This window comes from Arthrobacter sp. KNU-44 (genome assembly GCF_051843155.1).
Lineage (GTDB): Bacteria > Actinomycetota > Actinomycetes > Actinomycetales > Micrococcaceae > Arthrobacter.
The window spans coordinates 4601257-4613881 of sequence record NZ_JBPXNG010000002.1 but is presented as its reverse complement, the minus strand read 5'-3'; the positions used below and the strand labels follow the sequence as shown (position 1 = coordinate 4613881).

Here is a 12625-nt window from a genome sequence, read left to right as displayed (position 1 = left end):
AACCCAGCAAACAACACTTTCCCATCCGCTCAAGGCACCCTCCCCAAGCCTTACCCTTATCCCAGGGCGACTCCCTCAGGCGACGCATTCGAACGGATACGGCATGTCAGATATCAACGTCAAGGAACGGCACTCCATCCAGCTGCCGATCAACGAGGCCGCATGCCTTCCTCCGGACCAAGTGCTCGAACACCTCGGCTCCGGCCCGACCGGACTGACAGACCAAGAAGCCGCGGAACGCCTTGCAGAACTCGGCCCGAATGCCGTGCGGACGCACCGTGCCAACGGCTGGGCAGTGTTGGGCCGGCAGTTCGCCAGCCCCATCCTGATCCTGCTGATCATCACGGCAGGGCTCTCCCTCTTCCTGGGCGATGCCACGAATTCGATCGTGATCGGCGTGATCCTCCTGGTCAGCGTGGGTTTGGGCTTCACCAACGAATTCCGCGCAGAACGTGCCTCCGAAGCCTTGCATTCCCGGGTCACCCACCGCGCCGTCGTGCTGCGCAACGGAACCACGCAGGACGTGAACGTCACCGCCTTGGTGCCGGGCGACGTCGTACACCTGAGTCTGGGCGCCATCATCCCCGCCGACATCCGTCTCCTCAGCACCAAGAACCTCCTCTGCGACGAAAGCATCCTGACGGGGGAGTCCCTGCCAGCCGCCAAAGATCCGGCCCCCGTGGCGCCCGGCTCGTCCCTGGGCGACCTCGCATCCTGCGTCTTCATGGGAACCGTCATCCAGTCCGGCGGCTGCACCGGCGTCGTCGTAGCCACGGGCGGCCGCGCCGAATTCGGCCGTATCGCGCTGGGCTTGGGAGAACGGCAGCCCCAGACCGAATTCCAGCTCGGGCTGAAGCGGTTCTCGTTCCTGCTTTTGCAGGTGGCTATCGGGCTCACCACGCTGATCTTCATCGCGAACCTGCTGCTGCACCGCCCGCTCATCGAGTCGCTGCTGTTCTCCCTGGCAATCGCCGTCGGCATTACGCCCCAGCTGCTGCCCGCCGTCGTGAGCACCAGCCTGGCTACCGGCACCCGCCAGCTGGCCCGGCGGAAAGTCCTGGTCAAACGACTGGTCTGCATCGAGGACCTGGGCGACATGGACATCCTGGTTACCGACAAGACCGGCACCCTCACCGAGGGGCGCATCAGCTTCACCGGCGCGCTGCCCGCCTCCCCGGAAGTGTCCGACGCCGAACTCCTCACCTTGGGTCTGCTGGCCACCGAAACCGACTACTCCGAGGCCAAACAATCCACGGCCGGGCAGAACCCGCTGGATGCCGCACTGTGGGAGAGCACCGGGGCCGCAGCCTTTGATCCGGCGCACTTTGAGCGCCTCGACCTAATCGACTTCGACCACCAACGCCGCCGCACCAGCGTGCTGGTGCGGGAAGCCGGCGGCCCCGCACGCCTGGTCACCAAGGGTGCCCCTGAGGACGTGCTCGCCCTCTGCGGGCCGACTTCGCCCGACGTGCAGGCCATGCTTGACGAACAGTTCGACGCCGGATCGCGCGTCGTCGCGGTGGCTACCCGCCCAGCCGCGGTGCTGAGTAAGATCACGCCTGCTGACGAAAGGGACCTCGTCCTGGCAGGCTTCCTCGTCTTCCTCGACCGGCCCAAGGCAAACGCGAAAGCGTCTCTGGAACAATTGGCCACGCTGGGTATCTCCGTGAAGATCGCCACCGGAGACAACGCCAAAGTCGCCGAAAAAGTATGCTCCGAACTCGGCGTCATTTCGGACGGAACCCTCACCGGCGCGGACGTGGACGCACTGTCCGACACCGAGCTGGCCGCCGCCGCCCGGGAAGCCACCATCTTTGCCCGCGTCTCGCCCGAGCAGAAGGCGCGGATCATCACCCTGCTGCGCCAGAGCGGCGGAGCCGTGGGATTCATGGGCGACGGTGTCAACGACGCCCTGGCCCTTCACAAAGCCGACATCGGGATCTCCGTGGACAGCGCCACCGACGTCGCCAAGGACGCCGCCGACATAGTGCTTTTGGAAAAGGACCTTGGCGTCCTGGCCGAGGGCGTGATGGAGGGCCGGAGGATCTTCGCGAACACCATCAAATACGTGCTGATGGGAACGTCCAGCAACTTCGGAAATATGTTCAGCGCCGCCACGGCGTCGGTGGTGTTGAGCTTCCTGCCTATGCTGCCGGGGCAGATCCTGCTCAACAACCTGCTCTACGACAGCGGTCAGTTGGCCATCCCGGGCGACCGCGTGGACAAGGAACAGTTGCTGGCACCCTCGCACTGGAACATCGCCTTCATCCGGCGCTTCATGTTCCTTTTCGGGCCAATCAGCTCAATCTTCGACTTTGCGACCTTCGCGCTCATGCTTTTCGTCTTCAACGCCGTCCCGGGGGAGTTCCGGGCAGGCTGGTTCATCGAATCCATCGCCACGCAGACCCTCATCATTTTCGCCATCCGGACCCGACGGGTTCCGTTCCTGCGAAGCCGCCCCTCGCTTGGACTATTGAGTGCATCCTTGGGCGTGGTGGCCGCGGGGATCTTCCTGCCGCTGTCTCCAATGGCGGGCCTGCTGGGCTTCGATCCATTGCCGGTGCCGTTCTTCCTGTCACTACTGGGAATGATCGTGGTCTACATGGTCTTGGTGGAATTCGCCAAGCAATGGTTCTTCGCCCGGGCCGCGCAGCAGCTGCCGGAGCTTCCGACGCCTGTCCGCCGTCGGCCGGATACCCACCACATCTCCCGCCGCGCCGCCCGCTTCAGCGCACCGGTTGTCGGGATTGTGCCAAGGCGTCCATCCGTCACTCTTCGCTGAGGCTTCAAATCGCTGATTCCTCCGAAAATACGACGGCGGCTGTCGCCTCGGCGATGGCGCGTTCCTCGTCGCTCGGGACCACCAGGACCGGAAAAGCCGATGCGTCGGTGCTGATGATGCGGACGCCGCTTTCGTCGGAGCGGTTCCTCACTTCGTCGATGAAGAGGCCGAGCGGTCCGAGCAGCGAGATGACCTGGGATCTGAACTCACCGGAATGTTCGCCGATGCCGCCGGTGAAGACCAAGGCTCCGGCCCCGCCGATCACCATGTTGTAGGCCGCGATGTACTTGGCCAGCCGGTAAGTGGCCATGTCCGAGGCGAGGATCGCACGGGGGTTCCCCTGCCGCACAGCGTCCTGGATTGCGCGCATATCGGCTGATCCGACCAGGCCCAGCAGGCCTGCCTGATGGTTGAGGAGGTCATCGATTTCGTCCGGTCCAAGGCCTCGGCGCTGCAACAGCGTGACAATGGACGGATCCAGATCACCGGAGCGTGTACCCATGACCAACCCCTCCAGAGGGGTCATGCCCATGGACGTGTCGACGCTGCGGCCCTCCCGTACAGCGGTAACCGAGGCGCCATTGCCAAGGTGCGCCACCACCGCATTCAAGGAGCCCGGCGGGACGCCGAGATACGTCCCCGTATCGCGGCAAACCATCTCGACGGAGATCCCGTGGAAGCCGTAGCGCCTGATCCCGTATTTCGTATATAGCTCCTCCGGAACGGCGTAGCGGGAGGCATGGTCGGGAATCGTGCGGTGAAAGGCCGTGTCGAAAACGGCTACCTGGGGCGTGCGCGGCCAACGGGCGGCCGCGGCACGCATGCACGCCACGCTTGCCGCGTTGTGGAGCGGCGCAAACTCGCCTAGTTCCTCGACGGTCCCCATGACGTCCGCGGTGACGCGGACCGGAGAACTGAAGCGATCCCCGCCGTGGACCACCCTGAGCCCGATTGCGTCAGGGCGTTCCCCGCCCGTGATGTCCCGGACGGCCGCATCGATCTCGTCGAACACGTTGCCAAGGAAGCCGGGATCCAGCGTGCCCCCTTGCGGGCCGTCGATGGCCCGTTCCAGCAGGATCACGGGCTTGGCTTCAGATGGCCCGATTCGACGCAGCTGATACTTCAAGGATGAGGAACCTGGATTCAATACAAGGATCAGCACGCCGATGTCCTTTCACGCAGACCGCGCGGTACCGGGCTTTGGGACGCGATACCCCTCGAAGACCATAACCCTGCTACTGGGTTCGCTGGGAGGGTCTTCCGGCCCTTGCGAGTCACCGATGCAGCCGACGAAACTGGGAAGAGATTGCTGCTGGTTCCAGGAAGGCACGTGTGCTCGTGAAGAACAAGATCCTCGTTGGTGTCGATGGGTCCGTGGTCGGCAGTGCTGCCGCGGACTGGGCTGCCGAACGGGCACGTGATCTTGGTCTTCAGCTCAACCTCGTCCATGCCGTTCCTGAGCCATGGGCGTTCCCGGGGAAGGCCCTCCACGACGGTGCGACTGCACAAGCAAAGGACCTGCTTAAAGGCGAGACAGCGCGGGTCACCGCACGGTTCCCCTCCCTGGAGGTAGTGACGACACTGAGTTCCGGAGAGCCCGCCGAGACCATGCGCAAGCTTTCTGCGGATGCGGAAATGGTCGTTGTGGGAACCGATAGACGCCCTGGCAACCACGGCGAAGGATTTGGTTCGGTCAGCTTTCAGATCGCGGTCATCAGCCATTGCGCCGTCGCGATTGTGCCAGCCCGCTCAACGCGCGAGTCATCCGGCGTAGTGGTTGGTGTCGATGGTTCCCGGGACTCCGAACTCGCCGTCGAGTGTGCAGCTGACGAGGCGCGGCGAATGGGGCAGGAACTCGTGATCGTCCATGCCGGTAGCGGCCGCGATCCTGCCCCGTCCGGGAGATCGGGGCGCGGGACCGGGCCTGCAGAACCTGGACTCGATGGGCACGCGCTGTTGTCCAAATCGGTCCACGGACTGGAGGGGCGGCACCCGGGATTGGTCATACTCAAGATCCTGGACCTTGAGCGCGCGCCGGCCGAAGCGCTCCTGGACGCCAGTACACGTGCACGGCTGCTGGTCATGGGCTGCAAAGGAAGAGGGGGTGCCCGCGTGCTCGTCGGCTCCGTGGCTCAGCATGTGCTGCTCAACGTCCAGTGCCCGACGCTGATAACCCGCCCCGCCTTGCCAGGGGATGCACCGGGCGGGCCTGAGCAGGGAAGGAAGCGGCACCTTCAAACAGGCTAGGGCCGAAAGTCACGGTCCAATTTTCGGAGCCGGTCAAGAGGGACTCGCCCTGGCGAATCGACCCCCGGCTTTCGGCTGTGCCCCAAAGCCCGGAGCGCATTCAGGATCGTCGCGAGATCCACCAGCTCCTGCAGGAGAGCCCCGGCCACTGCCGGGACGAAGCCGCATGCCGCCGCGGCCATCAACCCCACGCTGAGGAGAATGCCTGTCCAGATGCTGGTTCGGGCGATGTGGACGGTGTGCCGGCCGATGTCAACGGCAGCGGCCACCTTGGATAGGTCATCGAGCATGATGACGACGTCGGCCGATTCGCTGGCCGCGGTTGCTCCCCTGGCACCCATTGCTATCCCGACGTCGGACGCGGCGAGGACGGGGGCGTCGTTGACTCCATCACCGACCATCAAGACCGGGCGGTCGTTCAATTCGGCGACGGCGGCCACCTTGTCGGCAGGCAGGCAATCGGCCAGGACCCGGGTTATCCCGGCTTCGGCCGCGATATGTGACGCGATGGAACGGGTGTCACCGGTCAGGAGCATGGTTTCCCGCACGCCGAGGCGTCGCAGCTGGGCCAGGGTGGCCACCGCGTTTTCCCGCAAAGGGTCGCTCATGATGAGCGTGCCGGCGAAACGCCCGTCCACGCCGACGGAGATCCCAAGTTGTCCGCTGGCCACGTCTGCCGTCTCGAAGCCGCTCGTGGCTCGGCCGACGAAGGCAGCTTTGCCCACCTTTACAGTCTGGCTTCCGCAGACAGCCGTGACCCCCTGGGTTGCGTGCTCGTTGGCGCTGGTGACGGGCAACAGATGGAGGCCGCGGGACCGTGCGGCATCAATCACGGAGGCTGCCAGCACATGGGAGGACGACTGTTCAGCGGACGCTGCGAGTTGCAGTATCCGATCGGCTGACATGCCGTGCGCGGCTGTCGCGGAAACCTGTATCGCGTGCAGGGCGGGGCGGCCGTGCGTGAGTGTCCCGGTCTTGTCGAAGACCGCCGTCCTGACGCGGGCGAGTTGTTCGAGGGTGCCGGCATTCTTGATGATGATCCCCGAGCGGGCTGCCCGGCTGGTGCCGGCAAGGAACGCCACAGGTGCTGCAATCAACAAGGGACACGGTGTCGCAACGACGAGCACCTGGGCAAACCGTTCTGGATCGTGACTGAAGTACCAAGCGATTCCGGCCAGCAGAAAGGCGAATATCGTGAAGCGAACGGCGTATCGGTCCGCAAGCCTGACGGTGGGGGCGCGGCTCGCCGCGGCTTCTTGGACCAGGGCCACGATCCGGCTGTACTGGGAGTCTGCGGCGGTGGCGCTTGCAACCATGCGAATGGCTTCTTCGCCGTTGACTGATCCACTCATAACGGTGTCGCCCTTGCCGTGCTCGACCGGCAGGCTTTCGCCAGTCAGGGAGGATTCATCGAAAGTCCCGACGGGGGAGAGCAAGAGACCGTCTACCGGGACGATTTCGGACGGTTTGACCAACAGTGTGTCTCCGGAACGGACCCTCCCCACGGGGACCTCTTCCACAGGGTTGCCCGGGGTCTCGCGGTGCGCCGTCCGGGGAGCCCGCTCCAGGAGGGCTTTCAGCTCGTGCGTAGCCCGGCCGTGGGCAAATTCCTCCAAAGCGTCTCCTCCCGTGAGCATGAGGACGATGATGAGGGAGGCAAGGTATTCCCCGACCACGAGGGTGCTGGCGATGGCCGTCACCGCCAGCAGGTCGATGCCCCACCGACCCCGAAAGAGGTCCCTCAGCATGGATAGGGCCCGGTACGCGGCCACGGCCAGTGCATAGATAGTCGCTGTTGCCTGTGCCGCTGGCATTAGACCGAGGCCCAGCAGTACCCCGACGCACGCTCCAGCGAGGAGCGTGGAGGCTACAAGGGGAAAACGAAGGATCAAGGCCATGGGAGCTGCCCGCTTGGGTGTGCCTCTCCAGGGAAGGAGCGTCAGGGAGGTTGAAGTGAAGGTGTTGGGGGTTGCCTAGTGGTGGGATTCCCGGCTGAGGATGACCTTCAGGGCATGTGTTTCAGCTGCCCTGGAGAAGGTGTCGTAGGCGTCGATGATCTGCGCGAGGGTGAAGTGGTGGGTCGCGAATTTCTCGGCGGGGATCTTGTGCTGGGCCACCAGACGTAGCAGCATCGGGGTCGTGTTGGTGTTGACGAGGCCCATGCTGATGTTGATGTTGCGGATCCAGAGGTCCTGGAGGCGCAGTTCAACGGATTTTCCGTGCACGCCGATATTGGCCACATTCCCGCCGGGGCGCACGAGCCGCAAGGCCATGTCGAAAGTATCGGGGATTCCGACTGCTTCGATGGCGACATCCACGCCTGCGCCGTCGGTGTAAGACATGACGTCGCTGATCCAAGCAGGACCGGAGGGGTTCACGACCCCTGTTGCGCCGAACTCCCGGGCCCGCGCAAGGCGCCCTTCGTCCGGGTCGATGGCGATGATCGTGGCGGCGCCGTGGAGGCCTGATGTTGCTATTGCGGCGAGGCCGATGGGGCCTGCTCCGATGACGGCGACGACGTCACCCGGTTTGATGTGACCGGCTTGGACGCCGATTTCGAACGCCGTGGGCAGAATGTCGGAGAGCATGACGGCTTGGTCGTCGGTGACCCCGTGGGGCAGTTTGTAGAGCGAGTTATCCGCGTAGGGGACGCGTACGTACTCGGATTGGGTGCCGTCAATGAGATGCCCGAATATCCAACCTGTTCCGGCCTGGCCTTCCTCCCCGGAGCAGTGCGAGTAGAGGCCCTTCTTGCAGTTGGCGCAGTGCCCGCAGGACTTGATGCAGGAGATGAGGACGCGGTCTCCGGTCCTGAGCCCGGTGACGGAGGAGCCCACTTCGGTGACCGTTCCGACGCCCTCATGCCCGAGAACCCGTCCCTCCTGGACGGCCGGAACGTCGCCTTTGAGGATATGAAGGTCCGTCCCGCAGATCGTGGTGGTATCGATGCGGACGATCGCGTCGGTGGGGTTGACGATGTGGGGATCCGGGACGTCCGTCCAGGACTTTTGTCCGGGTCCGCCGTAGACGAGTGCTTTCATGATGCTCCATCAAAGTATTGCAAGAGGTACCGTCGGCGATGCCGACAGCAAAGTCAGTGGAACAGCTCGGACCGGGCATCCCACAGGGGAGTGTTCCAGATATCGGGCCGGGTGGCCTTGAACCGTCGACCAGTGAGAGCGTCCAAGCTCAAACGCAGATAGTGGCTCTTGCTGCCCGGCTGCCAGGGATCCAGGTGGAGGGCATCGGCTGCGGCCTTTTCCTGCAGGTCGACGATGAGGTGCGCCTGCCCTCTGGCGACGACGCTCCAGGCCTTCGTGGTGCCCGCATCGAAACCATCGATTTCGAGCGCGCAGGGATGGCGCATCGTGTTCCAGAATTTCGTGCCGGTGCCTGTGCGGAAGACGATGGATCCGTGGTCCACGACGTAGTTCACGGGGAAAACGTCCGGATGGTTCTCGACAATCACGGCCAGCCTCCCAACAGTGGTTTGGCCAAGCAATTCAAAGCATTCGTCAGGGCTCAGTCTTTCGATCGCATCCGCTGATTGAGGGTTCATGACCCTGACGCTACTGGCGGCCGTCCGCCGTCGTTAGGGGCTTTAGACCCGCCGGGCGCCCCGATCATTCGAGTCCGGCGCGGGTGGCGTCGTCCAGGGGACTCCACCACGTCAGGGGAGGGGTCACCGTGAAGCGGCGCCCGGTGATCGACGTCGGGACAATGCGGACGAAGTGGTCTTTGCGGCCCGCTTGCCAAGGGAAAAGGAGCAGCCCGACCGTATCGAGCACCTCCTGGGTCAGCTTGATGGCAACAGCGTGACCTTTCACGACCACGCTCCACGCCACCCCGGTGTCCGGGTTGACGCCGTCAGCCTCGAGCGCAACAGGTGTTTCGCCGAGGGCCGAGTGGAGCTTGGTTCCTTCTCCGGTCCGGAAAACGAGGGTGCCATGGTCAACCATGTAGTTGATCGGGAAGATGTCGGGGTGGTCTGTTACCCAGACTGCGAGGCGTCCCACCGAGACGCCTCGCATCAGTTCCCAGCATTGCTGAGGTTGCAGGACTTCTGGCTCCGGTGTTGATGGTTTCTTCGTCATGTCGGAGAGGCTACGCCCGGGCGCGAGCAGGAAACAGGGCATAAAGGCCCTCGCCTCAGAGGCGGCTGGGCGAACGCGTGACTCGGGAGTAGTCTGGCATCGGATACGCCAGCTGCCACGACACGGGTACCTGCCCCGTCTGGGCTGCACCGCTCGAAAGGCAGTAAATGAACGGCTCTCTTCCAGATCCTGTGCGGCCTGATCGTCTTCATGTCACGGGAACCCGGATCGAAGACCTGCTCAGGGACTTTCTGGCCAGGGCCGGAGAACTCTTGGATGCCCAGGAACAGATGCGGGCACTTCTGGAAGCGGTTGTGGCGGTCGCCGAAGACTTGAGCCTGGAAGCCGTGCTGGACCGAGTGGTCAATTCCGCGTGTCGGCTGCTGCATGCCCGCTACGGCGCGTTGGGTGTCATCGGTGAAAACAAATCGCTGAGCCACTTCGTCACGGTCGGCATCGACGAGGACCTTGCAAGCCGCATCGGACCGTTACCTACAGGACACGGGGTTCTCGGTCTGCTGATCAGCGAACCGGCGCCTCTTCGCCTTCATGATTTGCGCGAGCACCCGAAGTCTTACGGATTCCCCGAAAACCATCCACCGATGAAGTCTTTTCTTGGTGTCCCGGTGAGGGTCCGGGACGTCGTCTTCGGCAATCTGTACTTGACGGAAAAAGAGGGCGGTGGCGATTTCACCCCGGAAGACGAGGATCTTGCCGTGGCCTTGGCGGCTGCCGCCGGCGTGGCCATCGAGAATGCCCGCCTTTATGAGGACGCCCGCCGCCGTGCGTCCTGGCTTGAAGCATGCATGGATGTGACCGGCCGGATGCTCGGCGACGACCGGGCGGCGGAGCCGGAGAATGTGGGGCTTGACCTGATTGCCGACAGGGCGCTCCGGGAGTCGGGTTCCCAGTTGGCCCTGATCCTTGTTCCAGATGGAGGCGCAGGTTCGTACGGCGTCGCAGGTGCCGCGGGAACGGACAGCGCAAATTTCGCCGGGAGTATCCTGCCGATGGATTCCGGCGTCATCAGGTCAGTCGCCGCGACCGGGATGCCAGCCTGCTTCGACGAGGCCGGAGACATCCTGGGACCGGCTGACGGCTTGTCTCTCGGAAAGCTCCTGGCGATCGATCTCAGCGCCCAAGGCGCCCATCATGGGCTTCTGATTCTGGTTCGAGCCCCCGGAACGGGGCCGTTCGCGAAGACGGATGTGGAGATGGGCGCCGTCTTTGGCTCACACGTGGCCTTGGGCCTGGAGCTTGACCGGATTCACCGGCTCCGTGAACAGCTGGTGGTTTTCTCAGACCGGGACCGCATTGCCCGGGACCTGCACGACCTCGTCATCCAACGCCTTTTCGCTTGCGGACTCAGTATCCAGAGCCTGCGGCGGTTCACCACCGGCGAACCTGCCCTGACCCGGATCGATGCGGTCACGGCGGAACTTGATGAAACCATCAGGGACCTCCGAAACACCATCTACTCGCTACATTCTTCCGGGGAGCAGGAGTTGCTGAGCAGCCGGATACTTCAGACTGTCCGCACCGCCACCAGGTCACTGCACTTCGCCCCTCACCTGACGCTCACTGGGGCGGTCGATTCAGTGCTCGACGACGAAACAGTCACCAACGCGCTCGCGGTAATCTCCGAAGGCCTTAGCAATGCGGTCCGTCATTCCGAAGCGCAAACAATCAGCGTTTCAGTGTCGGTGGAAGACGGCATGCTGACCTTGATCATCGAAGACGACGGCAAGGGCTTCAGGGATACGGTCCCCGGAAATGGCCTGGTGAACATGCAACAGCGGGCGTCGGAATTGCGTGGTTCGTTTGAGGTGACCAGCGCCCCGACGAAGGGGACAACCGTGCTGTGGTCTGTGCCGGTCTGCTGAAATTGCCGTCCGCCGAGGCTGCGTCCGCCGGTGCGTCAGCGAACCGGTCCTCTCGGCATCTCTGTTCCATGGGCAACATAGACAGCGGCCTGGGTGCGTCGTTCGAATCCCAGCTTCGCCAACATAGAGGACACGTAGTTCTTTACGGTTTTTTCGGCGAGCTGCATTACTTCACCGATCTGCCGGTTTGTCAGGCCCTGGCCTACAAGGTCAAGGACCCGCCGCTCCTGGGGCGTCAATGAGGCGACCCTAGGGTCCACTCGCTGCGGTTCCGTGAGTCCCTGGATGATTTTCGCCTTCACTGACGAGTCAAACAGGGATTCGCCCCGCGCGGCCCGGCGAAGCGCACCTATCAGGTCGGTTCCGCCGATTTCCTTCAGGACGTACCCCGCCGCGCCGGCAAGGACGGCTCCCCGCAGGGCTTGTTCGTCGTCGTAACTGGTCAGGATCAGGCAATTCAGCGTGGGATCGACGGAGCGCACGTCACGGCAGACTTCAATGCCGGTGCCGTCGGGCAGCCGGGCGTCCAAGACTGATACGTCCGGGCGCAAAGCGGGAATGCGCCGGGCCGCTTCCTCCGCGGAACCGGACATGCCCACCACCACAAAGCCTTCGCTTTCCAGTAGTTCCTGCAGCCCCCGGCGGACAAGCTCATGATCGTCAAGGACATAGACGCGGATTGGCGGCGCGCCAGGGACCCGGGCGTCGCTTGGGGGCGATAGTGGGCGTTCCATGATCCTCCTGTCCGGCAGCCCGTGGCCGCTGTCCCGCCGGTTCGTCATGCTTGCCCGGCTATGTCATTGTTCATTGCCAGCCAACGGCAAACAAGGGCCGAAGGACCCAATCCGGGGCCATGACTTTCGGCCCTGTTTGGCCGCCCCACTTTCTGCCCATTCTTAGAGAAACTGCGGGAACGGAAAGGAACCCCATGGCCACGCGAACCGGGCACGAAAAGATCATCGTCGGCGTCGACGGCTCGGATGCCTCCGTCGAGGCCCTTCGCCAAGCGCACCGCCTCGCATCGGCACTGGGATCGAACGTCGAGGCCTGGACCTGTTGGGACTTTCCCGTGGGTCATGAGGCCTACGAAATGATGGGGCGGGATGGATTCAGCCACCAGGCATCCGAGATACTCCATGACGCTATGGCCCGGGCCTTCGGGCCGGACCTTCCCCGGAACGTCCGGACCAGGCTTGTCCTCGGCGCCGCCCGGCAGTTGCTCGTCGACGCCAGCAGGTTCGCGTCTTTGCTGGTCGTCGGACGGCGCGGCCACGGCGGATTCAAAGGCCTGCTGCTTGGTTCGGTCAGCGCGGCCTGCGTCGCGCATGCCCATTGTCCCGTTCTCGTCGTCCACGAGCTCGAAGCCGCCAGGCACCCCGAGCCCCTTCCCGGCGCAGCGGGGACGGCCATCCGAAATACCCAAACCGATCAAAGGAGCACAATCTAGATGAAGAAGTGGACCCGGGCGCAAGCCGCGTTCGCTGTGGTCCTCCTCCTTGCGCCATGGCTTGAGGCTTCACCTCCATGACAGGGGCTGCTTGGAGTGCGTGGATTCCGGGCGCGGTCGCCCTGGTCGTCACGGCCTTTGCGATCAAGCCCAGCACCGAGGAACACCGTCA

At 63.9% G+C, this 12625-nt stretch carries 10 protein-coding genes; 4 read left to right on the top strand and 6 right to left on the bottom strand.

Going from position 1 to position 12625, the window contains the following annotated elements; all coding sequences use genetic code 11:
- Positions 1 to 103: 103 nt before the first annotated feature.
- Positions 104 to 2782 (top strand): magnesium-translocating P-type ATPase, encoded by a 2679-nt coding sequence (mgtA, locus tag ACSVHC_RS22660; RefSeq protein ID WP_437773826.1) that lies wholly within the window; start codon positions 104 to 106, stop codon positions 2780 to 2782.
- Positions 2783 to 2786: 4 nt separating this feature from the next.
- Here the strand turns inward: mgtA and ACSVHC_RS22655 are convergent, their stop codons facing one another.
- Positions 2787 to 3944 (bottom strand): acetate/propionate family kinase, encoded by a 1158-nt coding sequence (locus ACSVHC_RS22655; protein WP_437773827.1) that lies wholly within the window; start codon positions 3942 to 3944, stop codon positions 2787 to 2789.
- A gap of 176 nt (positions 3945 to 4120) precedes the next feature.
- Between ACSVHC_RS22655 and ACSVHC_RS22650 the strand changes: the two genes are divergently transcribed.
- Positions 4121 to 5029 (top strand): universal stress protein, encoded by a 909-nt coding sequence (locus ACSVHC_RS22650; protein WP_437773828.1) that lies wholly within the window; start codon positions 4121 to 4123, stop codon positions 5027 to 5029.
- Here ACSVHC_RS22650 and ACSVHC_RS22645 read toward each other — a convergent pair.
- From ACSVHC_RS22645 to ACSVHC_RS22630, 4 genes are all read right to left on the bottom strand, one after another.
- The gene (locus ACSVHC_RS22645) at positions 5026 to 6927 is read right to left on the bottom strand and encodes a heavy metal translocating P-type ATPase (RefSeq protein ID WP_437773829.1); all 1902 of its coding nucleotides are present in this window, start codon (positions 6925 to 6927) and stop codon (positions 5026 to 5028) included. The two genes, ACSVHC_RS22650 and ACSVHC_RS22645, sit on opposite strands and share 4 nt — an antisense overlap.
- 75 nt (positions 6928 to 7002) lie before the next feature.
- Positions 7003 to 8070, bottom strand: a complete 1068-nt coding sequence (locus tag ACSVHC_RS22640) for a zinc-dependent alcohol dehydrogenase family protein (protein WP_437773830.1) — start codon at positions 8068 to 8070, stop codon at positions 7003 to 7005.
- Positions 8071 to 8123: 53 nt separating this feature from the next.
- A complete protein-coding gene (locus ACSVHC_RS22635; protein ID WP_437773831.1) occupies positions 8124 to 8588 on the bottom strand; it encodes a pyridoxamine 5'-phosphate oxidase family protein in 465 nt (154 codons plus the stop codon).
- A 64-nt stretch (positions 8589 to 8652) separates the two neighbouring features.
- Entirely contained in the window at positions 8653 to 9123 is a 471-nt protein-coding gene (locus ACSVHC_RS22630; RefSeq protein ID WP_437773832.1) for a pyridoxamine 5'-phosphate oxidase family protein, read from the bottom strand.
- Between the two features lie 167 nt (positions 9124 to 9290).
- Here ACSVHC_RS22630 and ACSVHC_RS22625 point away from each other — a divergent pair, with 167 nt between their 5' ends.
- Entirely contained in the window at positions 9291 to 11006 is a 1716-nt protein-coding gene (locus ACSVHC_RS22625; protein WP_437773833.1) for a sensor histidine kinase, read from the top strand.
- 35 nt (positions 11007 to 11041) lie between these two features.
- Here the strand turns inward: ACSVHC_RS22625 and ACSVHC_RS22620 are convergent, their stop codons facing one another.
- A complete protein-coding gene (locus tag ACSVHC_RS22620) occupies positions 11042 to 11740 on the bottom strand; it encodes a response regulator (protein WP_437773834.1) in 699 nt (232 codons plus the stop codon).
- 194 nt (positions 11741 to 11934) lie between these two features.
- On the opposite strand from ACSVHC_RS22620, the gene ACSVHC_RS22615 reads away from it, so the two are divergent.
- A complete protein-coding gene (locus ACSVHC_RS22615) occupies positions 11935 to 12453 on the top strand; it encodes a universal stress protein (RefSeq protein WP_437773835.1) in 519 nt (172 codons plus the stop codon).
- Positions 12454 to 12625 lie beyond the last annotated feature (172 nt).